The 25765-nt window shown below is 67.6% G+C and carries 20 protein-coding genes; 9 read left to right on the top strand and 11 right to left on the bottom strand.

Features of this window, described 5'->3' with window-relative positions:
* Positions 1-114 precede the first annotated feature (114 nt).
* Positions 115-2481: a penicillin-binding protein 1A gene (locus ACY34H_RS27515; RefSeq protein WP_464980610.1), complete on the top strand. Its 2367-nt coding sequence runs from the start codon at positions 115-117 to the stop codon at positions 2479-2481.
* 22 nt (positions 2482-2503) lie between these two features.
* Complete coding sequence (locus ACY34H_RS27520) at positions 2504-3382, top strand: PP2C family protein-serine/threonine phosphatase (RefSeq protein ID WP_464980611.1); 879 nt, start codon at positions 2504-2506, stop codon at positions 3380-3382.
* On the opposite strand, the gene ACY34H_RS27525 is transcribed toward ACY34H_RS27520, so the two are convergent.
* Positions 3351-4238, bottom strand: a complete 888-nt coding sequence (locus ACY34H_RS27525) for a PhzF family phenazine biosynthesis isomerase (RefSeq protein ID WP_464980612.1) — start codon at positions 4236-4238, stop codon at positions 3351-3353. The two genes, ACY34H_RS27520 and ACY34H_RS27525, sit on opposite strands and share 32 nt — an antisense overlap.
* A 135-nt stretch (positions 4239-4373) precedes the next feature.
* Between ACY34H_RS27525 and ACY34H_RS27530 the strand changes: the two genes are divergently transcribed.
* Entirely contained in the window at positions 4374-5261 is an 888-nt protein-coding gene (locus tag ACY34H_RS27530; protein ID WP_464980613.1) for a LysR family transcriptional regulator, read from the top strand.
* 28 nt (positions 5262-5289) lie between these two features.
* Here ACY34H_RS27530 and ACY34H_RS27535 read toward each other — a convergent pair whose 3' ends face one another.
* Both ACY34H_RS27535 and ACY34H_RS27540 read right to left on the bottom strand, forming a co-directional pair.
* Complete coding sequence (locus ACY34H_RS27535) at positions 5290-6198, bottom strand: alpha/beta fold hydrolase (protein WP_464980614.1); 909 nt, start codon at positions 6196-6198, stop codon at positions 5290-5292.
* A gap of 141 nt (positions 6199-6339) precedes the next feature.
* The gene (locus ACY34H_RS27540; protein WP_464980615.1) at positions 6340-7044 is read right to left on the bottom strand and encodes a protein kinase domain-containing protein; all 705 of its coding nucleotides are present in this window, start codon (positions 7042-7044) and stop codon (positions 6340-6342) included.
* Between the two features lie 254 nt (positions 7045-7298).
* On the opposite strand from ACY34H_RS27540, the gene mfd reads away from it, so the two are divergent.
* The 3 genes from mfd to ACY34H_RS27555 all read left to right on the top strand — a co-directional run bounded on the left by mfd (position 7299) and on the right by ACY34H_RS27555 (position 14996).
* Positions 7299-10742: a transcription-repair coupling factor gene (mfd, locus tag ACY34H_RS27545; RefSeq protein ID WP_464980616.1), complete on the top strand. Its 3444-nt coding sequence runs from the start codon at positions 7299-7301 to the stop codon at positions 10740-10742.
* A gap of 48 nt (positions 10743-10790) precedes the next feature.
* Positions 10791-11633 carry a phosphoserine phosphatase SerB gene (gene serB / locus ACY34H_RS27550; protein ID WP_464980630.1) on the top strand — a complete coding sequence of 281 codons (843 nt, stop codon included), beginning with the start codon at positions 10791-10793 and terminating at the stop codon, positions 11631-11633.
* A gap of 276 nt (positions 11634-11909) precedes the next feature.
* Positions 11910-14996, top strand: a complete 3087-nt coding sequence (locus tag ACY34H_RS27555) for an ATP-binding protein (protein WP_464980617.1) — start codon at positions 11910-11912, stop codon at positions 14994-14996.
* Between the two features lie 82 nt (positions 14997-15078).
* Here ACY34H_RS27555 and ACY34H_RS27560 read toward each other — a convergent pair whose 3' ends face one another.
* The 5 genes from ACY34H_RS27560 to ACY34H_RS27580 form a co-directional block, all read right to left on the bottom strand.
* Positions 15079-16488, bottom strand: coding sequence for a hypothetical protein (locus tag ACY34H_RS27560; RefSeq protein ID WP_464980618.1), 1410 nt, complete (start codon positions 16486-16488; stop codon positions 15079-15081).
* 60 nt (positions 16489-16548) lie between these two features.
* Positions 16549-17493 (bottom strand): hypothetical protein, encoded by a 945-nt coding sequence (locus ACY34H_RS27565; protein ID WP_464980619.1) that lies wholly within the window; start codon positions 17491-17493, stop codon positions 16549-16551.
* A 189-nt stretch (positions 17494-17682) separates the two neighbouring features.
* The gene (locus ACY34H_RS27570; protein WP_464980620.1) at positions 17683-18354 is read right to left on the bottom strand and encodes a Crp/Fnr family transcriptional regulator; all 672 of its coding nucleotides are present in this window, start codon (positions 18352-18354) and stop codon (positions 17683-17685) included.
* Positions 18355-18512: 158 nt separating this feature from the next.
* A complete protein-coding gene (locus ACY34H_RS27575) occupies positions 18513-19706 on the bottom strand; it encodes a CaiB/BaiF CoA transferase family protein (RefSeq protein ID WP_464980621.1) in 1194 nt (397 codons plus the stop codon).
* Positions 19707-19771: 65 nt separating this feature from the next.
* A complete protein-coding gene (locus ACY34H_RS27580) occupies positions 19772-20269 on the bottom strand; it encodes a TspO/MBR family protein (protein ID WP_464980622.1) in 498 nt (165 codons plus the stop codon).
* Between the two features lie 111 nt (positions 20270-20380).
* On the opposite strand from ACY34H_RS27580, the gene ACY34H_RS27585 reads away from it, so the two are divergent.
* The 3 genes from ACY34H_RS27585 to ACY34H_RS27595 all read left to right on the top strand — a co-directional run bounded on the left by ACY34H_RS27585 (position 20381) and on the right by ACY34H_RS27595 (position 21564).
* Positions 20381-20845: a c-type cytochrome gene (locus ACY34H_RS27585; protein ID WP_464980623.1), complete on the top strand. Its 465-nt coding sequence runs from the start codon at positions 20381-20383 to the stop codon at positions 20843-20845.
* 2 nt (positions 20846-20847) lie between these two features.
* Positions 20848-21087, top strand: a complete 240-nt coding sequence (locus ACY34H_RS27590) for a hypothetical protein (RefSeq protein WP_464980624.1) — start codon at positions 20848-20850, stop codon at positions 21085-21087.
* Positions 21088-21207: 120 nt separating this feature from the next.
* Positions 21208-21564, top strand: coding sequence for a DUF4870 family protein (locus ACY34H_RS27595; RefSeq protein ID WP_464980625.1), 357 nt, complete (start codon positions 21208-21210; stop codon positions 21562-21564).
* 100 nt (positions 21565-21664) lie between these two features.
* On the opposite strand, the gene ACY34H_RS27600 is transcribed toward ACY34H_RS27595, so the two are convergent.
* From ACY34H_RS27600 to ACY34H_RS27610, 3 genes are all read right to left on the bottom strand, one after another.
* The gene (locus ACY34H_RS27600) at positions 21665-23080 is read right to left on the bottom strand and encodes a hypothetical protein (protein ID WP_464980626.1); all 1416 of its coding nucleotides are present in this window, start codon (positions 23078-23080) and stop codon (positions 21665-21667) included.
* A 142-nt stretch (positions 23081-23222) separates the two neighbouring features.
* Positions 23223-24392 (bottom strand): cystathionine beta-lyase, encoded by a 1170-nt coding sequence (locus ACY34H_RS27605; protein ID WP_464980627.1) that lies wholly within the window; start codon positions 24390-24392, stop codon positions 23223-23225.
* A gap of 43 nt (positions 24393-24435) precedes the next feature.
* Positions 24436-25647, bottom strand: coding sequence for an ISL3 family transposase (locus tag ACY34H_RS27610; protein WP_464975433.1), 1212 nt, complete (start codon positions 25645-25647; stop codon positions 24436-24438).
* Between the last annotated feature and the right edge of the window lie 118 nt (positions 25648-25765).

The raw sequence follows: 25765 nt of genomic DNA on the forward strand, positions 1-25765 counted from the left end.
AGCGTGTCCGTTCCGGCGCTTTCCACGGCCGGGCTGGCGGCCGGCGGCCCATGTGCGCTGGTCTATAATGGCCCGCACAAATATGCCTGCCCGCAACCCTGGGAAACCCGAGTCTTGAGCAAACAACCACCCTGGCTGAACCGCCGCAACGCCACCATCGGCGCGATCGCCGCCGTCGCCGCGAGCCTTCTCGCAGTTCTTCTGCTGCTGGGCTACCTGTTCCTGGTGGTGCGCCCCCGCCTGCCGGAACTCGATGCCGTCATTGACTACAAGCCGAAGATCCCGCTGCGCGTATACACGGCGGACAAGGTGCTGATCGGCGAATTCGGCGAGGAGCACCGCGACTTCGTGCCGGTGCAGCAGATGCCGGACATGATGAAGAAGGCCGTGCTGGCGATCGAGGACACGCGCTTCTACGATCACGGCGGGGTCGACTGGCTGCGCGTGCCCGGTTCCGTGCTGGCCAACCTGTCGGGCAGCTTCCGCCAGGGCGGCTCGACCATCTCGATGCAGGTAGCCCGCAATTTCTACCTGACGCGTGAAAAGGTCATCTCCCGCAAGCTCAACGAAGTGATGCTGGCCTTCAAGATCGAGGATGCGCTGACGAAGGACCAGATCCTCGAGCTGTACATGAACCAGATCTACCTGGGCCAGCGCACCTTCGGCTTCGGCGCTGCGGCGCAGACCTACTTCGACAAGCCGCTGAAGGACCTGTCGATCGCCGAGATCGCGATGCTGGCCGGCCTGCCGAAGAATCCCGCGCGCCACAATCCGATCACCAATTTCAAGCGTGCCAAGCTGCGCCAGCAGGTCGTGCTGCGCCGGCTGCTCGACGTCGGCTACATCACCGACGCCCAGTACCGCAAGGCGCGCGCCGAAACGCTGCGCGTGAGCAGCAAGGGCCAGGACTTCGCCGTGCATGCCGAGTACGTGGCCGAACTGGCGCGCCAGGCGGCATTCACCGAGTACCGGGAAGCAGCCTATACGCGCGGCATCGTGGTGCGCACGACGATCCTGGCCGCCGACCAGGAAGCGGCCTACCAGGCGGTACGCCGCAACGTGATCGCCTACGACCAGCGCCACGGCTATCGCGGACCGGAAGCGTTCATCGCCCTGCCGGAGGACGATGCCGAGCGTGAAGAGGAGATCGATCGCGCGCTGTCCCGGCAGCCCGTCACCGATGGCCTGGTCGCCGCCGTGGTCCTGTCGGCCGGCCCGCGCGAGGTACGGGCCGAGATGGCCGACGGCACGGACGTGACGATCACCGGCGATGGCCTGAAGCTGGCGGCCGCCGCGCTGTCGCCGAAGGCAAAGGACGCGCTGCGCATCCGCCCGGGCGCGGTGATCCGCGTCAGCCGTGCCGGCAAGAAGGGCTGGGCGATCACGCAGGTGCCGAAGGTGGCCGCCGCGTTCGCGTCGATCGATCCGCAGACCGGCGCCTACCGCGCCATGGTCGGCGGCTTCGACTACAGCGTGCAGAAGCTCAATCATGTCACGCAGGCGTGGCGCCAGCCCGGTTCGGCCATCAAGCCCTTCGTCTACTCGGCGGCAGTGGAAAAGGGCTATGGCCCGGCCACGCTGATCGACGACGTGCCGCTGGAACTGCCGGGAGGCGCCAATGGCGGCCTGTGGCGTCCGCAGAACGACGATTTCGTGTTCGACGGGCCGATCTCGATGCGCATCTCGCTTGCCAAGTCGAAGAACGTGCCCTCGGTACGCATCCTGCGGGCCGTCACGGTGCCCTATGCGCATGAATTCCTCGGCCGCTTCGGCCTGGACCGCGCGAAGCATCCGCAGAACCTGACGATGGCGCTCGGCACCGGCGCCGTCACGCCGGAGCAGATGGCCGGCGCCTACGCGGTGTTCGCGAACGGCGGCTACCGGATCCGGCCCTACCTGGTCGCCAGCATCGAGGATGCCGACGGCAAGGTGCTGCGCATCATGCACCGCACTCCCCAGCCGGAGGAGTCGGCGCGGGTGCTCGATCCGCGCAATGCCTTCCTGATGGACAGCATGCTGCATGAAGTGGCGCGCACCGGCACCGGCGCGGCGGCCGTGCAGCGCATCGGCCGGCCCGACATCGCCGGCAAGACCGGCACCACCAGCGATGCCTTCGACGGCTGGTTCGGCGGCTATGGCGGCGGCATCGTGGCGGTGGCGTGGATGGGTTACGACGAACCGAAATCGCTGGGCGGCCGAGAATTCGGTTCCACGCTGGCCCTGCCGATCTGGATCGACTACATGCGCAGCGCTTTGGCGGGCCGGCCGGTGGTCGAACGCGCGGTGCCGGAAGGCGTGGTGCAGATGAACGACGACTGGGTGCTGGAGGAATATGCCGGCGACCCGACCGTGCGCACCATCGACATCGACCCGGCCATGATCGAAGGCGCCGGGCCGGGCATGCCGGACGACGGCAGCGAGCCGGCACCGGTGCCGGTTCCGGTACAGCCGGAACCGATGCCGTCTCCCTATGTCAACTGACTGAATGAGCGCAGGAGGCAGCTTGGGCAACTGGAAGCAGCTATCGCCGTCGCAATACCACACGCTGGACCTCGGCGTGGCGTTCGGCATCACCGACGTGGGCATCGTGCGCACCTCGAACCAGGACAATTTCCATATTGCCCCCGAGCTCGGCCTGCTGGCCGTGGCGGACGGCATGGGCGGCCACGCGGGCGGCGAGATCGCCAGCGCCGAGGCCATCGAGCTGCTGTGCGCCTTCATCGCCGCCGCGCGCGGGCAAGGGGCGGCATCCGCCGGGCCCGGCGGCAACACCGCCCTCCCCGCGTTCCGCGCCAGCGCCTTCGATCCCGCGTCGACCGATCCGGACGCCACCTGGACCGATGCCACGATGAAGGCCATGATCACGCTGCACGACGCGGTGGAATTCGCCAATGCCCGCCTGTACGCGGCCAACGTGGCGCAGCACCAGGCCGACGGCATGGGCATGGGCACGACGCTGACGGGCATGTGGCAGCCCGCGCCGCACGGCCCCGTATTCGTGTTCCATGTCGGCGACAGCCGGCTGTACTGCTGGCGCGGCGGCGAACTGCGGCAGCTGACCCGCGACCAGACCCTGTACCAGCAGGCGCTCGACCTCGGTGCGCCCGAACCGCTGCCGCCACGTAACCTGCTGCTGCAGGCGCTGGGCCCCACCGCCACCATCCGCCCTGAACTGCTGGCGCGGGCCGTGGCGCCGGGCGATGTCTACCTGCTGTGCAGCGACGGCCTGTACGGCGACTCCGACCCGGCGGCCATCGCGGCGATCCTGGCCGACGCGCGCGACGACAATCTCGATGCCTGCTGCGCCGCGCTGGAGGACATGGCCAGACGCGACGGCGGGCGCGACAACATCACCGCACTGCTGCTGCGCTGTCCCTCCTGATCACCGCGTCGCCGGCGATCGTGACCGCGGCCGGTTCGCCTTCCGCAATATCCACCGCGACATGCACGATGCCGTCGCGGCCCAGCGCGCGGCCCTGGTGGCCTTCGAACACCAGCCGTTCTCCATCGTGCGGCAGGAGGCCGTGGCGTACCAGGTAGGCGCCCAGCGGGCCATTGGCATTGCCCGTCACCGGATCTTCCGCCACGCCGATGGCCGGCGCGAACATGCGCCCTTCCGTGCAGCGATCGCCCACGGCGAAGGGGAACCAGCCCTTGCTGCCGACTTGGGCACCCAGTGCGGTCAGCGCAGCGGGATCCGGCGCCAGCCGGTCCAGCACTTTCACGTCGGCGAGCGGCACCAGCACCTTCGAGTGGCCGGTCGACACCACCTGCACCGGCAGGCCGGCCGCCAGGTCGGCGCCACGGATGCCGAGCGCCGCCGCGATCCGTTCCCGCAACGGCTCGTCGACCGGTTCTCCGAACGCCGGCGCGCCCTGCCGGATCGCAATGCGCCAGTCGCCGCCGTGACGCGACACCGTGATGCGCTGCAGGCCGGCGCCGGTCTTCTGCACGAACGCGCCTTCGATGCCCTGCGTGACGGCGCGCACGTAATGCGCCGCGACCGTTGCATGCCCGCAGACCGGCACCTCGACCGTCGGCGTGAAGAAACGCACGTGCACGTCATGGCCCGCGCCGGCCGGCTTCAGCACGAACGCGGTTTCCGAGTAGCCCAGTTGCGCGGCGATGCGCAGCATCTCCTCGTCGCGCATGCCATCGGCGTCGGGCACCACGCCGGCCGGGTTGCCCTTGCCGGCGGTGCGGGTAAATGCGTCCACGTGAAAAATCCTGCGTTCCATGCCTTCTCCTTTGCCAATGTCGATGGCGCCAGCATAGACTCTGGCGGCGGATGGAACAATGCCCTGTCGGGATGACATACTCTCTCGCTTGGCAATAGAATGACCGGATAACAGCCGCAGGGCTGGAGGAACTGGATGACGGAACTGAATGACTACGAGGTCTTCGTGACCATCGTCGATGCCGGCTCGCTGACGGCCGCGGCGCGCGCGCATGGCCGTTCGCTGCAATCGGTCAGCCGGCTGCTGGCGCGCCTGGAAGAAGAACTGGGCACGCAGCTGGTGCGCCGTACCACGCGCAGCCTGCAGGCCACGCCGGCGGGCGCCGCGTTCGCCGAGCGGCTGCGCCCCGCGCTGGCCGACATCGGTGCCGCCCGCGCCGAGGTGCGCAGCGAGGCGCTGCACGTTGCCGGCACCCTGCGGGTCGCCGCGCCTGCGCTGCTGGGCGCCAGCCACCTGGCGCCGATGCTGGCGCGCTTCATGCAACGCTGGCCGGAACTACAGGTGGAACTGGTCGTCGGCGACCGCCATGCCGACCTGTTGAAGGAGAAGATCGACCTGGCCGTGCGGGTCGGCGAACTGTCCGACTCATCCTTGCGCGCGCGCCCGCTGGCGCGCTTGCGCCGCGTGTTCTTCGCGTCTCCCGAGTGGCTGCAGCGGCACGGCCAGCCGGCCACGCCCGACGAGCTGGCGCGGCTGCCCTGCGTGATCCGCACGATCGGCCCCGAACGCGGCCAATGGCCGTACCAGGTGGACGGAACCGCGCGCCGCGTCAGGGTGGCGGGCGCCTTCCGCGCCAACGACGCGGCCACCTGCAACGAAGCGGTGGCGCAGGGACTCGGCGCCGGCATGGCCGCGCTGTGGCAGGTGCGCCGGCTGCTCGACGAAGGCCGCGTCCAGTTGATGCTGCAGGCTTTCGAACCGCCGCAGCAACGGGTGCAGGCCGTGTGGCACGGCACGCAGACGGCGGCGGCCCGGCTGCTGGTCGAGCACCTGGCGCTGCAGTTCGGTGCAGCGAGCTGGTAGCGCCCTGCGCGCGAGGTAAGAGCAGGCGTCAGATGCCGCCGGAACCCGGCGCGGCGCGGCGCTTGTCCGCCGCGTCGATGACCTTCTTCACCGCATCGATCACCAGTTGCGGTTCTTCCATCTGGATGCCGTGGCCGCTGTTTGCCGTCACGACCTGCGCGCCGTCGGTGAACTGCCTGGCGAAGTCGGCGTGCAAGGCTCGCTTGATCGCCACCGCCTCCGGCGTCTCCAGGAAGAATTCCGCCTTCGCGGGCTGCTGCACCGACGTCAGCACGACGACCGGGACGTCCGGCACCTTGCCGACCAGCGGCAGTACGCCGCTGTCGAGCACCGGCTGCAGCAGCGCGAGCTCGGGTTTGAACCGGGGCGGCACGATGGCCGCGAACTTGCCGTCATCCTCGGCGGCACGCGCGGCATCGAGCTTGCGCAGCGCGGGACTGAAGCGTTCATCGCTCGGATCGACCAGGACCATGCCGGCCACCTGCTGCGGATGCCGCGCGGCGAACGAACGCACCAGCAGCGCGCCGTAGGAATGGCCGACCAGGATGAACGGTGGCGCCAGCTGCCCGGCGGCGATCAGCTGCTCGAGTTCCGCCGTGTTCTGTGCGATCGTGCGCGCCTCGGGACGGGCATCCGATGCGCCATGGCCGGCGCGCGAATAAGTCAGCACCCGCGCGCTGGCGGCCACCTGCGGCGCCACCTTGCGCCATGCGCGCAGGTCGCTGCCGAAGCCGGATTCGAAGATCACGGTGTACTTCCCGCTGCCAGCGATCGCGGCCTGCACCTGGTACGGCTTGTCGCCGACCGCGACCTGCCTGGCCTCGATTCCGGCCGCGGGAACCTGCGCCTGGACCGGCAACGACAGCGACAGCGACACCATGGCAATAGCGGCGAACGCGCGGCGCACCGGCAGCTTGAGGACTATTTTTCCGTTCATCTTTTTTCGGCTCCCTGGTTGAAAGGAGACAATAGCCGATATGCGCACGGCAAGCCAGCGTTTCGGCAGCCCTGCATCCGCCCCTCGTCCGCAAGAGCGCCAGCGAAGGCGCTGCCCCGATCGATGGTTCGCGGCGCTAAATTACTGCCGGGAAGCCGCCGGCATGCGTGCCGGCGCTTCCTTTCGTGCTGCCAGCATGGCCCGGAAGGCCGTCGCGTCGGAGACGCGCCGCGAGCATTCGGGCGCCAGCGCCGCCTCAAGTTCCGCCTCCCAGCCCCGCAGCCGTCGCCAGCGGCCGGCCAGGATGGCAGCCATCGCCTCGAACGGAGTGCCCGGGAATGGATGGGTTCCCGCCAGCAGGCGATACAGCACGACGCCGGCCGCGAACAGATCGGCGCGGGCATCCACGCTGCCGCGCCACTGCTCCGGCGGCGTGCTGGCCGGCGTGCCCTGTACGGCGCAGTTGCCGGCGCGGCAAACGAGGCCGAAGTCGGCGATGACCGGGACGCCGCACGACAGCAGCACATTGCTGCACTTGATGTCGCGATGGACCAGGCCGCGCGCGTGCAGCGCCTCCAGGCCTGCCAGCAGTCCGTCCATCAAGGCCAGCGCGGCAGCCGGCGCCACCGGCCCGGCCACCGTCGCGCCATCGATCCAGGCCAGCGCATGCCAGGACGCGCCCCCCTCCAGCACACGGGCCAGGTTCGGATGCCCCAGTGCGTACAGGTCCGGATGCAGGGCGCCGGGCTTGACCAGGGCGGACGCTCCATCGGGCCCGCGCGCACGCCAGGCGCGCGGCGCCACCTGCCCGTCGGGCGTGTAGTGGCGCGGCCACCATCGCGCCATCGGCAAATCTTGCCGGGGACCGGTCATCTCTGATTCAGGCACCATCTTCCAGTCTACCGATTGTGTTGCGTTTGAATTAACATGCACGATTGAGCCACCACCAGTTGCCGGGCTTGCCGGAGCGCCGGGCCATGGGCCAGGTCTGCACCTGACGGGCGACGTGGCACGTGTGCTTCGACTATAATGTTGCCTTGCCGCCCAGCGGTCTTCCCGTCAGCAGTCACAGTCAGCAGCCACGTCAGCCTTCCCGCCGCATGCCCTTCGACTTTACACGAGCTCTCCCCAAACCCGGCAACCGCTTCGCGCTGCCCGCGCTGTATGGTTCCGCCGATTCCTATGCGCTGGCCCAGGCCGCGCTGCAACTGAAGGAACAGGGCCGCATGCTGGCCGTCGTCGTGGCCGCGGCCAGCGATGGCCAGCGGCTGCTCGACGAGATCCCATGGTTCGCGCCCGGCCTGCGCTGCCACCTGCTGCCGGACTGGGAAACCCTGCCCTACGACGCCTTCTCGCCGCACCAGGACCTGGTATCCGAGCGGCTGGCCACGCTGCACGAGATCCGCAGCGGACAGTGCGACGTGCTGCTGGTACCCGCCACCACGGCGCTGGTGCGCATGGCGCCACCGTCGTTCCTGGCGGCCTACACCTTCTTCTTCAAGAAGGGCGAGTCGCTCGACGAGGCGAAACTGAAAGCCCAGCTGACGCTGGCCGGCTACACGCACGTGACCCAGGTGATGTCGCCCGGCGAATACTCGGTGCGTGGCGGCCTGATCGACCTGTTCCCGATGGGTTCCGCGCTGCCTTACCGGCTCGACCTGTTCGGCGACACCATCGAGACGATCCGCACCTTCGACGCCGACACGCAGCGTTCGCTGTATCCGGTGGGCGAAGTACGCCTGCTGCCGGGCCGCGAGTTCCCGATGGACGAAGCGGCGCGCACCACGTTCCGCAGCCGCTGGCGCGAAACCTTCGAAGGCGATCCGTCGCGCGCCGTGGTCTACAAGGACATCAAGAGCGGCATCGCCTCGGCCGGCATCGAATACTACCTGCCGCTGTTCTTCGAAGAGACGGCCACGCTGTTCGATTACCTGCCCGAGGGCGCCGCGCTGGCGCTGGTGGGCGACATCGACGGGGCGATCCGCCGCTTCTGGGGCGACACCGAGAGCCGCTACAAATTCCTCAAGGCCGACCGCGAGCGGCCGATCCTGCCGCCCGAGGCGATCTTCCTGCGCGACGAGGCGTTCTTCACCTGTGCGAAGCAGCACGCCCGCATCACGATCGGCAAGAGCCTCGACGGCGAGCCGTCCGAGCTGTCGGCACCGGTTCCGAACGTCGCCGTCAACCGCCACCTGGATGATCCGCTGACAAACCTGCGCGCGTACGCGATGCGCCCCGACCTGCGCGTGATGATCTGCGCCGATTCGGCCGGCCGCCGCGAAACGCTGCAGCAGTACTTCGCCGAGTTCGACCTGCACCCCGCGCTGGTCGATGGCTACGCGGGCTTCCTCGCCTCGCACGACCGCCTCGTGCTGGGCGTGGCGCCGTTGCAGGCCGGCTTCGAGCTGCATGCCGGCGAGCAGGCGCTGGTGTTCATCACCGAGACCGAGATCTATGCCGGTTCGGGCCGGCGTGTCGGCAAGAAAAAGCAGGAAGCCGTCACGCAGGTCGAGTCGATGGTGCGCGACCTGTCGGAGCTGAAGATCGGCGACCCGGTGGTGCACATCAACCACGGCATCGGCCGCTACATGGGCCTGGTGAGCATGGACCTGGGCGAAGGCGAAACCGAATTCCTGCACCTCGAATACGCCAAGGACACCAAGCTGTACGTGCCGGTCTCGCAGCTGCACGTGATTTCACGCTACTCGGGCGGCGCGCCGGAAGACGCGCCGCTGCACGCGCTGGGTTCCGGGCAATGGGACAAGGCCAAGCGCAAGGCCGCCGAGCAGGTGCGCGATACGGCGGCCGAGCTGCTGAACCTGTACGCGCGGCGCGCCGCGCGGCAGGGCCACGCCTTCGAATACTCGTCGCACGACTACGAGCGCTTCGCCGAAAGCTTCGGCTTCGACGAAACGCCGGACCAGGCGGCCGCCATCCTGAACGTGATCCGCGACATGACGTCCGGCAAGCCGATGGACCGGCTGGTGTGCGGCGACGTCGGCTTCGGCAAGACCGAGGTCGCGCTGCGCGCCGCCTTCATCGCGGTCATGGGCGGCAAGCAGGTGGCGATCCTGGCGCCGACCACGCTGCTGGCCGAGCAGCATGCGCAGACCTTCGCCGACCGCTTCGCCGACTGGCCTGTGAGGATCGCGGAAATGTCGCGCTTCCGCACCGGCAAGGAAATCGCCAACGCGATCAAGGGCATGGCCGACGGCACGCTGGACATCGTGATCGGCACCCACAAGCTGCTGTCGGCCGACGTCAACTTCACGCGCCTGGGCCTGGTCATCATCGACGAGGAACACCGCTTCGGCGTACGCCAGAAGGAAGCGCTGAAGTCGCTGCGCGCCGAAGTGGACGTGCTGACGCTGACCGCCACGCCGATTCCCCGCACGCTGGGCATGGCGCTGGAAGGCCTGCGCGATTTTTCCGTCATCGCCACCGCGCCGCAAAAGCGGCTTGCCATCAAGACTTTCGTGCGCAGCGAAGACGGCTCGATCATCCGCGAAGCGCTGCTGCGCGAACTGAAGCGCGGCGGCCAGGTGTACTTCCTGCACAACGAAGTCGAGACGATCCAGAACCGCCTCGCGCAGCTGACCGAACTGGTGCCCGAGGCGCGTATCGCCGTGGCCCATGGCCAGATGCACGAGCGCGACCTGGAAAAAGTGATGCGCGACTTCGTGGCGCAGCGCTACAACATCCTGCTGTGCACGACGATCATCGAAACCGGCATCGACGTGCCGACCGCGAACACCATCATCATGCATCGCGCCGATAAATTCGGGCTGGCGCAGCTGCACCAGTTGCGAGGCCGCGTGGGCCGGTCGCACCACCAGGCCTACGCCTACCTGCTGGTGAGCGACCTGCAGTCGCTGTCGAAGCAGGCGCAGCGCCGGCTCGACGCGATCCAGCAGATGGAAGAACTGGGCAGCGGTTTTTATCTTGCCATGCACGACTTGGAGATCCGCGGCGCCGGCGAAGTGCTGGGAGAAAGCCAGTCCGGCGAGATGCTCGAAGTGGGCTTCCAGCTCTACACCGACATGCTGAACGAAGCCGTGCGCGCGCTGAAGGCCGGCAGGGAGCCGGACCTGGCGGCACCGCTGGCCACCACCACCGAGATCAACCTGCACGTGCCGGCCCTGCTGCCGGCCGACTTCTGCGGCGACGTGCATGAGCGCCTGTCGATCTACAAGCGGCTGGCCAATTGCGAATCCCAGGATGCGATCGACGGCCTGCAGGAAGAACTGATCGACCGGTTCGGCAAATTGCCGGAACCGGCCAAGGCGCTGGTGGAAACCCACCGCCTGCGAATTGCCGCAAAAACCGTCGGCATTGTTAAAATCGATGCCCATGGAGAAGCAGCGAACCTGCAATTCATGCCGCAGCCGCCCATCGACCCGATGCGCATCATCACCCTGATCCAGAAGCACCGGCATATCAAGCTGAACGGGCAGGACAAACTGAAGATCACCGCGAGCATGCCCGACCTGGCCGCACGCGTCGCGCAGATCAAGACCGCGATCAAACAACTGACTTCCGCATAAACCCAGCCCGACGAATGTAGCCTGATGAACCAAGTACAAGACGTAACCATGAACCTCGTCCTGCAAGGCCTGGACGACTGTCATCCGCGCCTCGAGCGCATTGCGGCGCTGACGGCGCCAAAGCGCGTCACGCGCGTTTCCGATACGGCGCTGCGCTGCGAAGGCATTGCCTTCTCGCCGGCCCTGCGCCAGACCATCGAAGTGGCCGCCCATGCGGCCGAGCTGGACGCGACCTACATGATGGGTTCCCAGCACCTGGCCGACTACAGGCTGGTGGCGATGGACATGGATTCCACGCTGATCACGATCGAGTGCATCGACGAGATCGCCGACATGCAGGGCCTGAAACCGCAGGTGTCGGCGATCACCGAAGCGGCGATGCGCGGCGAGCTGGATTTCTCCGAAAGCCTGCGCCGCCGCGTGGCGCTGCTCGAAGGCCTGGATGCATCGGCGCTGCAGCGCGTGTTCGAAGAACGGCTGCGTCTTTCGCCGGGTGCCGAACGCATGCTGAAGGCGGTGCAGGCGGCCGGCCTGAAGACGCTGCTGGTATCCGGTGGCTTTACCTATTTCACCGACCGCCTGAAACCCCTGCTCGGCCTGGACTTCACGCGCGCCAACCAGTTGGAAATCGTCGACGGCAAGCTGACCGGCAAAGTGCTGGGCGATATCGTCGACGCCGACGCCAAGCGCGCCACGGTCGAGCAGGTCTGTGCCACGCTGGGCATCTCCCCGAGCCAGGCGATCGTGATGGGCGACGGCGCCAACGACCTGAAAATGATGGGCATCGCCGGCATGTCGGTGGCGTTCCGCGCCAAGCCGGTGGTGCGCGAGCAGGCCACGGTGGCGCTGAACTTCGTGGGGCTGGACGGGATCCTGAATTTACTCGACTGAGCTGCTCGACTGAGCTGCTCGACTGAGCTGCTCGACTGAGCTGCCCGACTGAGCTACCCGGCTGAGCTGCCCGGCCGGACTGCCCGCATGATCCCGGCCGCCGGGCAGTCCGGCGCGGCCGCCACGCCGCACCGCGCCACGCCGCGCCGCTGTCCCGCAGCGAAGATGCTTGCCACGCAGGCAAGCGTGCCCGTACACTGAAAGGCGCCCGGCACGCCGCCACCGGCGTGGTCATGCCGGACCGGGCGCGCTCCGCGTCGTCGTCGAGGGATGAACATGCCATGTCCATGCTGCCAGGCCGCCACACCGCCGGACGGCCACTTCTGCACGCAATGCGGCACGCGGCTGGCGGCCCAGGGGCAGGCGGCGGACACGACACGCCGGCAGATGACGGTATTGTTCTGCGACCTCGCCGATTCCACCGGCCTGGCCCGGCGCGTCGACCCTGACGACCTGCTGGCCGTGCTGCGCCAGTACCACGACACCGTGCGCAGCGTCGCCACACGCTTCGGCGGCACCATCGCGCGCATCGTGGGGGATGGCGTGGACGTGTACTTCGGCTATCCGCAAGCCAATGAGGACGACGCGTCGCGCGCCTTGCATGCCGCCCTGGCGCTCGCCACCGAGGTGGGGTACATCGAAGCCGCGCCCGGCACGCCGCTGGCCGTGCGCATCGGCGTGGCGACGGGCATCGTCGCCGCCAGCGTGGACCAGGGCGTAGTGGCCGGGACCACCCCGAACCTGGCGGCACGCATCCAGGCCGCGATGCCCGCCGGTGCCATCGGCGTATCGCCGGGCACGCGACGCATCGCCGGCGCGCAATTCGAGTTCGACGACCTGGGCAGCCACGCGCTGAAGGGATTCGACACGCCGGTGGCCCTCGCCGCGCTGCGCCGGGCCCGTTCGCTGGACAGCCGCTCGGCCTGGCGGGGGCGCGACGCCGACCTGGCAATGGTCGGCCGCGATGCTGAACTGGCGGCATTGCTGCGCCACTGGCGGCGGGCATGCACCAGCCAGGTGACCGGCCGCGTGTGCGGCGCCGTCATTGCCGGCGATCCGGGGCTCGGCAAATCGCGTCTCGTCACCGCGCTCGAACGGGCGCTGCCGGGCAGCGGCCATGCCGTGGTGCGCCTGCAATGCTCGCCCTTCCACGTCAACAGCACCTTGCAGCCCTTCGTCCAGCATCTGGCCGCGGCAGCCGGTATCGCCAGTGCCGACAGCCCCGAACTGCAACTGGACAAGCTGGCCGCGCGGCTGGCGCTTGCCGGCATCGGCCAGGGTACCGACTGCGCCATGCTCGCCGCGCTGCTCGGCCTTCCCGCCGGCGGGCGGTGGCCGGTGCCGGCCGCACCGCCGCCCATGCAATTGCAATGGACCAGGGATGCCCTGGTCCGCTACTTCACCGGCCTGGCACACGCGTCGCCGCTGCTGCTGGTCATCGAGGACATGCACTGGGTCGACCCGACTTCGCTGGCACTGGTCGACGGGCTGCTCGCCGGCGGCGCCGGCGCGCCCATCCTGCTCGTGCTGACCGCCCGGCACGGCTTCGCGGCGCCGTGGCAGGACAGCCCGGATGTCATCACCCTGGCCTTGCGGCGCCTGCGCGACGGCGAAGCGCGGGCCGTGGCGGCACAGCAGTCGCGGCGCGCCGACCTGCCCGCCGAATGGCTCGCCACGATCGTCGAGCGCGCCGACGGCATTCCGCTGTTCATCGAAGAGATGACGCGCATGCTGCTCGACAGCCGTGCCGCCGGCGTCGATGGCGCGGCCGCCGGCAGGGTGCCGGACACGCTGCTCGACCTGCTGACCGAGCGCCTGGACAGGCTGCCGCCGGCGGGCAAGCTGACGGCCCAGCTGGCATCCGTGATCGGCCGCGAGTTCGACCGCGCGCTGCTTGCCGCGGCCGCGCCGGATAGCGGCACGGCATGGCGGGACGGACTGCAGGCGATGCTCGACAGCGGCCTCGTGCTGCCGCGCGGCGCGGACGGCGAGTGGCTGCTGTTCCGCCATGCGCTGGTCGAAGACACCGCTTATGTATCGTTGCCGCCAAAGCGCCGTGCCGCGCTGCACGCCCGGGTCGCCGCGGCGCTGTCGACCCGTTTCAGGGAGCGGGTCGAGCGCCAGCCCGAACTGCTGGCACGGCACCTCGGCCTTGCCGGCGACGGCCAGGCGGCCGCCGGCTGGTGGCAGGCGGCGGGCGCGCAGGCCCTGTCGCAAGGCGCGCCGCGCGAAGCGGCGGGCCACCTGCGTGCCGGCATCGCCGCGCTGCACGTCGCGCCGCCCGGGCCGCGGCGCGACGCCGCGGAACTGGGCCTTCTCTCGATGCTGGGCCCGACCACGATGGTGCTGCTGGGCCCGGGCAGCGCGGAATTCGGCGCCTACCAGGAGCGCGCCTACGCGCTGAGCAGCGCCCTACCGGACCAGCCGCGGCTGTTTTCCATCACGTATGGCTGGTGCCTGTTCAACTGGGCCCGTGCGCGGCTGGCCGGGGCCGCCGGCCTGGCGGGCGGCCTGCTCGATCGCGCCGCGCGCCAGCCGGCCGACACGGAACTGGCGATGGCCGCCCACAACATGGCGGGCATGGTGCGCTTCCATCTCGGCGACACGCAAGCCGCCCGCGCCCACCTGGCGCATTCCACGGCGGTCTACGAGCCCGGTCGCGATGCCGCGCTGTACCCGGTGTACCTGATGGACTTCGGCGTGTTCGGCCGGTTCTACCTGGCCCTGTGCACCCAGCTGCTGGGCGATCCCGATGACGCGCGCCGCATCGCCGGCGAGGCGCTGCGGCTGGCCGATGGCCTGAACCAGCCGCACACGGCGGGCTTTGCGATGCTCGCCGGGGTAAACCTCGCGGTACTGCGCGGCGACACCGGCGAGGCGCTGGCGCTGGCCGAGCGCTGCATCGGCTTCGCCAGCCAGTTCGGTTTTCCCGAATTCATCGCGATGGCGCGCGTCGCGCGTGGCTGGGCGCTGGCGCATGGCCTGCAGCGCTGGGCCGAAGGCCTGGCCGAAGTGCAGGCCGGCATCGACGGCTGGGCGCACACCGGCTTCGAGAACTGGCAGCCCTGGTACGCCACGCTGCAGGCCGAGATGCTGATTTGCGCCGGCCAAGCCGGGCTGGCACTGGAGCATGTCGAACGCCACCTGGCGCGCATCGCCGCGAATGGCGAACGCCAGTTCGAAAGCCCGCTGCTGGCCGAGCGGGCCGCCGCGCTGGCCGTGCTGGATGGCCGTCCCGACGCGGCGGCCATCGCTTTCGACAGCGCCGCGGCGCTGGCCCGCGAGCAGGCGGCCGTGGCATGGATCGAGCGCATCGAACGCCGCCGGCGCGAAGCGCTGGCCGGTACCGTGGCGGCGGCATGATCGGGATGAACGGCACGCCAGCCACTGGACGAAACTGGAGGAACGCAGGAACCCAGGGCCGGCGCCATGCACGCCATGCCGCTCAGTGCCCTGCCGCGCGATGGCGGATGAAGGCCGCCGTGCCGGCCGAGCCGTTGGCCTGCATCAGCGCGAAGGTCAGCATCATGTCGTAGTCGGTGGCGACAATGCCTTCGCGGCCCCCGCCCGACATGGCGACGTTGCCGGCGCGGTTCTGGAACCAGCGCGCCCACTGCGGCGAGCCGGGGTCGAACAGCAGGAATTGCGCGCCTTCCGGGGGAAACGTCATGTTCGGCGATGGATACAGATTGGCGACGAACGGGTATTGCGCCGAGCCGTGGCAGCTGATGCAGGAACTCGACGCCAGCGAAGCGCCGCGCTTCGCGCCGCCGTTGCCGTAGCGCTGGCCCGATACCGTCACCACGTTATGCCGGATGCCGAGATCGAGCGGCCCGGCCAGGCGCCCTCCCCAGCCCAGCCCGTCGGTGATGAAGGCGGGCAGGTCGTCGGCCACCCAGGTTTCCGCCAGTTCAATGCCGGGGCCGGGCCCGCGCCCGCCGGGGAAGCGCGCCTGCTCCGGATCGTTGCCCCACATGGCACCGACCGGCATCGTGCGGTCCCATACGCTGGCGCCGCGCGACCGGCTGTCGTAGGCGAAGGCGACGAATACCCAGCCGGTATCGGGCGAGGCCACCCTGTCCTTCACGCGCACCGCCATCTGCAGGAAGCGCATGGGCGTGACGACGGGGCGCGTCCTGGAGGCGGCGGTTCCCTTGAGCAGCGCCGCCACCGGGGGCCGGTAGACGTAGGAGACGGACGAGCCCTTCAGCACTGGCCAGTCCGCTTCGTCCAGCGTCACGGCCTCCACCTTGACGACCATCGACCCTTCGGGGAACTGCGCGGCGGACAGGTCGGGCTGGTACGGATTCTTCCAGATCCTGCCCAGCTGGTGGCCCGCCACGTCGTTGTAGTACACCACCGCATGGTTCTGGAACGCCTTCCCCGGCGGCAGCGACGGATAGGAATCGGCCTGGATGACCTGCCCTGTGTAGGAACCGAGCAGCGCCTCGCGCCCCGATCCCGGATCGATCGCGCCACTGTCCAGCGGCGTGCCCTGGCCGCCCCACGGCATGTCGTACCAGCCGGCCTGCTGCGGCGTCCACGACAGCGGGTCGTTCACCAGGCCCGCCAGGTCCTTCTCGATGAACTGCTTCACCGCTGCCACGTAGGCTGGCGCGGTCTCCTTCGTCAGCCGGCCGGCCAGCCCCGCCGAACGCCAGCGCGACGCCACCGCGGCCGCCGGATAGTCGTAATGGCTGGGCCGGAACCCCCTGTTCCACTCCTTGGGATCCGGATACAGCGTGTTGTTGGACGCGAAGGGGTCGGGCTGGAGCGCCCCCAGCGCGGCGCCCAGGAACAGGCTGCCCAGTGCGCCACCCAGGCAGGCCTTGAGCAGGCGAGACGTTCGTGCCATCGTGTTCTCCCTCGTTACCGAAGTCCGGCGCGCCGCGATGGGGCGCGCCGGACAGGTGTGTCAGCTGAACGTCGCGGAACCGGCGGCCGGCGACAGCGCGCTGATCATGCGGCCCTTGTATGGCCCGGCGTCCGGGCCGACCTGGTACTCGCCGCGCATGTGCAGCGCGGCCGGCACGGTCAGGTGGTCGACGACGAACGGCGGCTGCCAGCCGGCGGCATGGCCACGGCAGATGATCTGCGTACCCGCTTCGTTCTTGATGTTGGTATTGAGCTCGACCGTTTCCACGCTGAGCCGCCCCTGCGCATCGGCGGTGGCTTTCAGGCTGCTGTTGCTGGGTACCACCGTCCAGCTGCCGTCCGGGTTGTAGGTGACATTGAAGGTGGTGTAGCCGTCGGTGGCATCGCACATCGCAGCGCCGACCGACGAGCTGGTGAAGTTCATCACCGTCCCGGAAGTGTAGTTGCCGATCCCGACATAGAACTGCAGGATGGGCTGGCAATCGAGGTTCTGCGACGGCTGGACCGTGATGAAGTTCGACAGCACGATCTTGCCGCTTGCCAGCTGCACGGCGGAGCCGCCATTGAATTGCTGGCGGCTGGGATCGTATGCAGGCGACACGATGCGGAACGCGCCCGGCTGCACGCCGGCATTGCTGACCGGGGTCGACAGGCCCAGCGCAGGCGCGATCTGCATGGTCGTGCAGTTGTTGTCGACGGCGCCCTGCGCGGGGGTCAGGTCGATCGGCTGCATCGCCGACATGTAGCCGGAAGGCTCGCCGACCACGGGCGGGCCGAATTGCTGCTGCACGCCGGCATAGTACTGCAGCTCGAGCAGGAAGGTATAGACGCTGCCGCTCTGCCCGAACGGCAGGATGGGCGTCGACAGCAGGCTGTTCGAATACACCCTGGGGCCGCCGGTATAGATGGCCGGCTGCTGGAAGAAGAAGAAATTCTGCAGGGTCGGGCTGTTGTTGGTGACGTTGATCTGAATGAGGGTAGACATGGCTGCTCCAGTGAGTGAGGGCGATCCGGCGAAGCCGCGGGGCCGATGGGCCGCCGCGAAACGGTGCGGTTGAATCGATCTACATGCCGCAGAAACAGTCTATGTCCGCACTCCCTGTCGACGCTGTGAGGTTTGACACTGCGCAAATGTGACGTATGCACATTTGGCCGCCGCCGGCGGCCGGGAACGCTACCAGCGGGCCGGAAGGCGGCGGCGGATCTCGATCCGCTTGCCGCCGGTCGCGATATAGCCGCCGGCGCACAGGTCGGCCATGATGCGGCTGACCATCTCGCGCGAGCCGCCGATGCGCGCGGCAATGTCGGCCTGCGTCAGCCGCTCGCGCACCACCAGGCGCTCGCCGTCCGGCACGGCGTTGGCGTTGACGAAATGGGCGAACCGTCCGTACACGTCCTGGTAGGCGAGGTTCAGGGTCGTTTCGGTCAGCAGCCGCACCCTGCGGATAAGGCGCGTGATCAGGTCGCGCGCGAAGCGCGGATGCAATTCGAGCAGCTCGTCGACGCGATGGCGGGGCACCACGAGAAAGCGGCACGCTTCCAGCGTCATCACCGAAGCGCTGCGCGGGCCGCCATCGAGCACCATCTCGCCGAAATAGTCGCCCGCCGCGACCGTGCCGAAGACGAACTCCTTGCCCTCCTCGTTCGCGCCGTAGACCTTGACGCGGCCCTGCAGCACGACGTACAGGGAATCGCTGTCGTCGCGCTCGTGGATGACGACACTGCGCGCCGGATAGCTGCGCACGGCGCCGTAGCCCATCAATTGCCGCATCCCCGCTTCGTCCAGTTCGAACAGCGGCTGCCAGTCGCGGGGCCGCGACGTCTCTTCCAGGTTAGTGCCGGACATGATCGATTCGCTCCTGCCGCGGACGCGGCGCGAGGTCGGGTTGACGTGGTCAATGCGTTATCGGATCAGTCTGAAATAAGGGCGCGGGAATTGCAAGCGCCCCCTTGCTGAAATACTGCCGTCAACACGATGTTGCGGCGGGGCCACGGTCAGCCGTGTTACTGCACGGCGCCGTCCTGCCGCAGGCGGGCGATATCGGCCGCCGTCATGCCCAGCTGCGCCAGCACGGCATCGGTATGCTCGCCCAGGGCCGGTCCCTGCCAGCGCACGGCGCCCGGCGTGTCGGACAGCTTCGGCACGATGCCGGGCATGGCCACCTCGACGCCGTCCGGCAGGCGCTGGCGCAGGATCATGTCGCGCGCCTGGTAATGCGGATCGGCGACGATGTCGGCCACCGAGTAGATGCGGCCGGCCGGCACGTCGGCCACCTCCAGCTCGGCCAGCACGTGTTCGATCGGGTGGCGCGAGGTCCAGCCGGCGATCGCCGCATCGATCAGCGCGGCCTGCGCGGCGCGGCCGTCGTTCTGCGCGAAGCGCGGGTCGTCGGTCAGGTCGGGCCGGCCGATCACAGCCATCAGCCGCTTGTAGATCGGATTGCTGTTGCCGGCGATGACGACGTAGGCGCCGTCGCGCGTCGGATAGGTGTTCGACGGTGCGATGCCAGGCAGGGCGCCGCCGCTGCGCTCGCGCACGTGGCCCAGCAGGTCGTATTCGGGCACCAGGCTTTCCATCAGGTTGAACACGCTCTCGACCAGCGACACGTCGACCACCTGGCCGTCGCCCTGCCCCGTCTTCACGCGCAGCACCGACATCAGCGCGCCCATCACCGCGTGCAGCGATGCCAGCGAGTCGCCCAGGCTGACACCGACCCGCGCCGGCACGCCGCCCGCCTCGCCGGTGGTGTAGCGGATGCCGCCCATCGCCTCGCCGATGGCGCCGAAGCCCGGCCGGTCTTTATAGGGGCCGGTCTGGCCGTAGCCGGAAATGCGCACCATCGTCAGTTTCGGGTTCAGCGCGTGCAGCACGTCCCAGCCCAGGCCCAGCTTTTCCAGCGCGCCGGGCTTCATGTTCTCGATGAGGACGTCGGCATCCTCGAGGAGGCGCTTGACGATGGCGATGCCTTCGGCGTTCTTCAGGTTCAGCGCGATCGATCGCTTGTTGCGCGACTGCAGGTACCACCACAGCGACGTACCGTTGTGCAGCTTGCGCCACTTGCGGATCGGGTCGCCGTCGCCGGGCGCCTCGATCTTGATCACGTCGGCGCCGAATTCGGCCATCAGCCGCGCCGCGAACGGCGCCGCGATCAGCGCGCCGATTTCAATCACTTTTATTCCAGCCAGGGGTCCGCTCATGTCTCTTCTCCAATGTAATGCGGGGAGAATAGACAACGGCGGCGCATCCGTCCAGCCGCCCGGCGTCAGCCCAGCAGTTGCGGGTTGCGCTGCCAGCAGGCGAACGTAAGCGCGCTGGCGAACGTGACCCAGGCCAGGTAAGGCAGCAGCATCGCGCCGGCCAGGCGGTGTACCTTCCAGAACGCGACCGTGGTGGCCAGGATCAGCGCCCACAGCAGCAGCACTTCGGCAAAGGCGGCGGCGCCCAGGTGCCAGCCGAAGAACAGCCAGCTCCACAGGGCATTGGCGGCCAGCTGCACGAGATACAGGCCGAGCGTGCGCGGCGCGGTCGAGAAACCGCGCACGCGCCAGACCAGCCACGCGGCGACCGCCATCAGCAGGTACAGCACGGTCCAGGCGGGACCGAACACGCCGGCCGGCGGCGCCCAGCCGGGCTTGTCGAGCTGCGCATAGAACTGCGGCGCGTCCTGCGACGCCCAGGCGCCCAGCGCCGCGGCAGTGAAAGTGACCAGCAGCCAGCCGGCGAGATGCTTGACGCTGTCGGCAAGACGGTGCGTATCCATGGGTAACGGGCATTGTTGGAGGAATGCCAATGTAGCAGCGGCGCCGCACGCGTGGCGCACGGGCTCGCGCCACCTGGCGGGACCGGCGTGTGCCGGGTCTATAATTGCACCATGATCCGCACCAGCCTTGCCCTCACCCTGCGCGTGTTACTGCCCATGTTGCTGTCCATCTCGACCATGCTGCCCGCCAGCGCCCATGCAAACGCCCCGGCCAACGCCCAGCCCAACGTGCAGGCCAATGTACAAGCCAGCGCAGGTGCCGGCGCCCCTGCCGGCAACCCGAAGGCCGGCGCCGCCGCGTTCCGGGTATGCGCCTCGTGCCACCAGGTGGGCGCGGGCGCCCGCAATGCGTTCGGCCCGCACCTGAACGGGCTGTTCGGGCGCCGCGCCGGCAGCATGCAGTATGCCTATTCCGCGGCGATGAAGAAATCGCCGGTCGTCTGGAACGACAAGACCCTGGCCGCGTTCCTGCGCGATCCGGACGACGTCGTGCCGGGCACGAAGATGCGCCTGTGGGGTTATTCCGACGAGCGCAAGATCGCCAACCTGCTTGCCTACCTGCGCCAATACCAATAACCATGCCCACTACCATCACGCACCGCCGCACCCGCATCGTCACCCTCGACAGCGGCGAGGAACCCGGCACCCATTGCCGCCCAGGCGACATCGCCATCCAGCAGGTCGACGGCGGCTGGACGCTGTGGTTCGTCGCCGACGACGGCAGCATCGAGGGCTACGACGAACCCTATCCTTCGCAGAAGGAAGCGATGTGGTCCGCCAAGGCGGCGGCCGAATATTCCAGCAGCGACCAGTCCTGACCAGTCCGGGACGCGCGCATCGCGGCGCGCGGCTGCCGCCGGCAGGCGGCGGTGCTCCGGCCTTGGCAGAATTGCTATAGACTGTGCCTTCCTTTCAACCTCCAACATGGGGAGTGCCAGATGGCCCAGGATCTCGTTCTCGATTCCCGCACCGACTCGGCCAAGAGCTGGGCATGGTGGCTGTACGTGGCGCATGCCGTCAGCTTCCTGTTCACGCTCGGCCTGTTTTCGTTCATTCCGCTGATCCTGAATTATGTGAAGCGGCCCGAAACCGAAGGCACGTTCGTGCACAGCCACCACGGCTGGCAGATCCGCTCGTTCTGGTGGTATGTCGTGTGGATGGCCGTGGGCTGGATACTGTTCGCCACGATCATCGGCATCCTGGTCGCATGGATCGTCTGGGTCGGCGCGTGGGTCTGGAAGGCCTACCGGCTGATTCGCGGCTTCATCGCGCTCAATAACAACGAGCCGGTGTGACATAAAGCCGGAGTCATTCTGAAACCGGTGTCGGACACTTTTTCGCTCAGCGAAAAGGTGTCCGACACCAGATGCGGCGCCGACTCGTTGCGGGAAGCGTCTACAGCACCCGCAGGAATGCCACCAGGTCGGCCTTCTCGCCATCCGTCAGCTTGGTCTCCAGCACGAGGTTGAAGAACTCCACCGTGTCTTCCAGCGTGATCAGGCGCCCGTCGTGCAGGTACGGCGGCGATTCCTTGATGCCGCGCAGCGGGAAGGTCTTGATCTTGCCGTCGCCGACCGCCTTCATGCCGTTCACCATCTGCACTTTGTAGAACCGCTCGGTCTTCAGGTCGTGCATCAGGTTGTCCGTGTAGTACGGCGCCGCGTGGCAGGCCACGCACTGGCCCTTGCCGTTGAACACCGCTTCGCCGCGCAGCTCCTGCGCGCTGGCCTTGCGCGGATCGAGCTTGCCGTACACGTTCAGCTTTGGCGCCGGCGGGAAGTCCATCAGGGCCTGGAATTCGGCCATGAAGTGCACCTGGCTGCCCCGTTCGAGGATGTTGACGCCCTTCTTCGTGGCGATCACCGGATCGCCGTCAAAGTACGCGGCGCGCTGCTCGAATTCCGTGAAGTCTTCCACCGTCTTCAGCGCACGCTGGGAGCCGAACAGGCGTTGCACGTTCAGGCCGCGCAGCGTCGGCGTCTCGATGCGGTGGCGCAGCTCCTGCGGCCGGATATCGCCGACCAGGTGCGTCGAGCCGTTGGTGTGGCCATTCGAATGGCAGTCGAAACACGACACGCCCATGCTCGGGCGCGCCGAGCGCCGGTCTTCGGTCTGGTTGAACTGCTGCTGCGGGAATGGCGTGAGCAGCAGGCGCAGGCCTTCGATCTGCTTGGGATTGAGCAGGCCGTTGAAGATCTCGTAGTAGTTATCGATCGTCAGCAGCCGGCCCTTCGCCACGTCGCCCATTTCCGGATGCGTGGTGAGGAAGATCGGCGCGGGGAATTCCGGCAGGATGTGATCGGGCAGGTCGAACGACAGGTCGAAGCGGTTCAGGTCGCGCCGTTCCTGGCGCAGGATCTCGTCGATGTGGAACTGCGGGAACAGCATGCCCCCTTCCGGATGGTTCGGGTGCGACAGCGGCAGGAAACCGGCGGGGAACAGGTCCTTCGCCTTGATGTCGTCGGGACTCATCCCCGCAAGCTGCTGCCAGGTCGCGCCGCGCGGAAGCTTGACACGCACGCCCGCCTGCACCGGTTTGCCGCGAAACATCGTCACGCCCGGCGCCGGCCGGTTCGACAGGTCGTAGCGCTGCGCCAGCAATTCCTGCTGGCGGCGCTCGATGGTGGGCCGCGCCGCCTTCATCCGCTCCATCGTCACCTGGAACGGTTCGGTGATGTCGACCTTCATGTAGCTGGTGGGCGTTTGCGCCGGGGGCGGCCCGGGCTTGCCGTCCTGCGTCCAGACCAGCGCCGGGACCAGCGCGAGACCGATGGCGGCAGCGCCGATGGCGAACCTGCGTGAAGCTTTCATGACTCCTCCTTGTAGTTATTAATGAAGGGCTGGGCAAACTTCTCCTTTCATTAAAGCAGGCGGAATCATCCGTTTAAAGGCCGGGATCGATTGAATTACTCCATCGGTGTGATAGGCAGCGGCTAACGACGGCAGCAGACGACTACATGAGCGCCAGCGCCGCCTCGATATCGGCGATCAGGTCGTCCGGATCTTCGAGGCCGATATTGAAGCGCACGAGGATGCCGGCATCGGGCCAGCCGCGCCGCATCGCCTGGATGCGGTACGGCACGCACAGGCTGTTCGGCCCGCCCCAGCTGTAGCCGATCTTGAACAGCTTCAGGGAGTCGATGAAGCGGTCGGTCTGCTCCTCGCTGTAGCGGGCGTCGAACAAGACCGAGAACAGGCCGCCGGCGCCGGTAAAATCGCGCTTCCAGTGTTCGTGTCCCGGACAATCCGCGAAGGCAGGATGCAGCACCTTCGTGATCTCCGGCCGCCCCTTCAGCCAGGCCGCGACCTTGCGGGCGCCGGCATCGTGCGCATCGAAGCGCAGCTTCATCGTCGGCAGGCCGCGCATGACGAGGTAGGCATCGTCAGCGCCGACGCCGTAGCCGAGCCGCATATGGGACAGCGACAGCCTGTCGTGCAGCATCGCGTCACGCGTGATGACGGCGCCCATCAGCACGTCGGCGCCGCCGGACTGGTACTTCGTCAGCGCCTGCACGACGATGTCGACGCCCAGGTCGAAGGCGCGCAGCGCGATGCCGGCGGACCAGGTGTTGTCCAGGGCAACGACGACACCCCGTTGCTTCGCGGCGGCGCAGATCGCCGGCAGGTCCGGCACCTCCATCGATACCGAGCCGGGCGCCTCGGTCCAGATCAGGCGCGTGTTCGGCTGGATCAGCGCCGCGATGCCGGCGCCGGCCAGCGGATCGTAATAGCGCGCCGTGATGCCCATCGACTCCTGCAGCCAGTCGCCCAGCACGCGGTTCGGATTGTAGATATTGTCGGGCAGCAGGATGTCGTCGCCCGTCTTCAGCAGCGCGAAGTCGACCATCGCGATCGCTGCCAGGCCGGACGGCGCCAGCAGGCAATCGGTGCCGCCCTCGATCTGCGCCAGGCGCGCTTCCAGCGTGAACGTGGTGGGCGTGCCGTGCAGGCCGTAGGTATAGGCGCTCTTGTCTTTCCAGTTGCCCGAGCGGAGCGCCGCCACGTTCGGGAACAGTACTGTCGAGGCGTGATGGATCGCGGGCGGGAAGGCGCCGAAACCGGCCGGCGCTTCATAGTCGGAGTGGATCAGCGAGGTCTGCGGGGAAATTTTCTTGGTCGTCATGTCGGCGTCGGATCGGCTGCGCTGCGTGGGCATAAAAAAAGGTTCATCGCACTTTGCCGGGGAACGCATTCTTGATTTTCAAGAAGAAGTAGGATGCGTCCCGGAATCCGTAAGCCATGCGTTTGATCACTTTGATGCGATTGTTGACGCCTTCCAGGATGGATGAGTTCATCGGATAGATGGCCGAAGCCAAGATACCGCGCCGGTATTTGGCCAAGCGTTTAGCGAACTGGATCAGCGGTGCGATCTGGCTTTCCAGGGCGAGCTTGAGCCAGGTTTTCCATCGACGAGCACCTTCCCAGGCCGATGGCGCATACCAGATCTCTTTCAGTTCGGTCTTGAGCAGGTAGACCGTTGCCAAGGGCTGGTTGGCGGCGAGCAGTTCGTCAAGTTTGATCGCCTGGTCGGTTTTGAGATTGTCGCGATTACGCAGCAAAAGCCATCGGCTGCGCTTGATGACCTGACGGGCTTTTGGCTCTGCACGTAGTGCATTGGCTTGATCGACCCGTACCCGGTCAACGACTTCGCGGCCAAAACGGGCCACGACATGAAATAGGTCGTAGACCACCTCGGCATTGGGGCATTGCTGGCGCACTTCGAGATCCATAGCCGTGTTCATGTCCATCGCCACGGCTTCAATCCGCTGGCAGCCTTCCGGTCCCAGCATCTCGAAAAATGGCCGGATCGCTTCCCGGCTATTGCCTTCTCCAACCCACAATACGCGCATCCGTTCAGCATCGAGCGCGACAGTGGCATAGCGGTGTCCCTTGTGCAGGGCGAATTCGTCCATCACCAGGCGCCGTACACCCTCTGCTGAGAAGTCAGCATGCAAGTGCTTCAAGCGCCGATGATCGATCTCTTTGACGGTATGCCAGTGTAGGCCGGTCAGCCGGGCCACATGTGCTATCGGAAGCAGTTGCGCCAGCGCCTCGACCCACAGGCGCACACGATGCGTAATGCGTGAACGCCGGTCAAGCCAGACAATGTGCTCGGCAACCCGTGCATTACAGTGATGGCAGTCCAGTCGCCGCACTGGCACATCAAGCCAGACGCGTTTGTCCAGAATATCGCGGTCGCGCACCTTGCGTCTTCGGCGCTCATGCACCAAGGCGCAAGGCTGGCGGCACGACCCACACAAAGCATCACTTGTCGGACAGGGTTCGAGAACGATCAGCAGGGAACCGTCTTTCTGTTCTTGGACGGAGTCGAGAATATGGCCTTCCCAAAACGGGAGAGACGACATAGCATTGAGCATGGCGGTGGTTTGAAAGATTGACTTGTTTGGCGACTATCAATCTACCAACTTCAGACCCCCGCCACCACTTCCTGCTCAGATCGTCAATCCCGTCTTCCCCCATTCCCCGCGAAGAACC

It is taken from the genome of Pseudoduganella sp. jia 9 (assembly GCF_055502615.1).

Bases quoted from the DNA above. Each gene is read 5' to 3' on its own strand.
- ACY34H_RS27525 (WP_464980612.1), bottom strand. From the start codon at position 4,238: ATGGAACGCAGGATTTTTCACGTGGACGCATTTACCCGCACCGCCGGC.
- ACY34H_RS27530 (WP_464980613.1), top strand. From the start codon at position 4,374: ATGACGGAACTGAATGACTACGAGGTCTTCGTGACCATCGTCGATGCC.
- ACY34H_RS27535 (WP_464980614.1), bottom strand. From the start codon at position 6,198: ATGAACGGAAAAATAGTCCTCAAGCTGCCGGTGCGCCGCGCGTTCGCC.
- ACY34H_RS27540 (WP_464980615.1), bottom strand. From the start codon at position 7,044: ATGGCGCGATGGTGGCCGCGCCACTACACGCCCGACGGGCAGGTGGCG.
- mfd (WP_464980616.1), top strand. From the start codon at position 7,299: ATGCCCTTCGACTTTACACGAGCTCTCCCCAAACCCGGCAACCGCTTC.
- serB (WP_464980630.1), top strand. From the start codon at position 10,791: ATGAACCTCGTCCTGCAAGGCCTGGACGACTGTCATCCGCGCCTCGAG.
- ACY34H_RS27555 (WP_464980617.1), top strand. From the start codon at position 11,910: ATGCCATGTCCATGCTGCCAGGCCGCCACACCGCCGGACGGCCACTTC.
- ACY34H_RS27560 (WP_464980618.1), bottom strand. From the start codon at position 16,488: ATGGCACGAACGTCTCGCCTGCTCAAGGCCTGCCTGGGTGGCGCACTG.
- ACY34H_RS27565 (WP_464980619.1), bottom strand. From the start codon at position 17,493: ATGTCTACCCTCATTCAGATCAACGTCACCAACAACAGCCCGACCCTG.
- ACY34H_RS27570 (WP_464980620.1), bottom strand. From the start codon at position 18,354: ATGTCCGGCACTAACCTGGAAGAGACGTCGCGGCCCCGCGACTGGCAG.
- ACY34H_RS27575 (WP_464980621.1), bottom strand. From the start codon at position 19,706: ATGAGCGGACCCCTGGCTGGAATAAAAGTGATTGAAATCGGCGCGCTG.
- ACY34H_RS27580 (WP_464980622.1), bottom strand. From the start codon at position 20,269: ATGGATACGCACCGTCTTGCCGACAGCGTCAAGCATCTCGCCGGCTGG.
- ACY34H_RS27585 (WP_464980623.1), top strand. From the start codon at position 20,381: ATGATCCGCACCAGCCTTGCCCTCACCCTGCGCGTGTTACTGCCCATG.
- ACY34H_RS27590 (WP_464980624.1), top strand. From the start codon at position 20,848: ATGCCCACTACCATCACGCACCGCCGCACCCGCATCGTCACCCTCGAC.
- ACY34H_RS27595 (WP_464980625.1), top strand. From the start codon at position 21,208: ATGGCCCAGGATCTCGTTCTCGATTCCCGCACCGACTCGGCCAAGAGC.
- ACY34H_RS27600 (WP_464980626.1), bottom strand. From the start codon at position 23,080: ATGAAAGCTTCACGCAGGTTCGCCATCGGCGCTGCCGCCATCGGTCTC.
- ACY34H_RS27605 (WP_464980627.1), bottom strand. From the start codon at position 24,392: ATGACGACCAAGAAAATTTCCCCGCAGACCTCGCTGATCCACTCCGAC.
- ACY34H_RS27610 (WP_464975433.1), bottom strand. From the start codon at position 25,647: ATGCTCAATGCTATGTCGTCTCTCCCGTTTTGGGAAGGCCATATTCTC.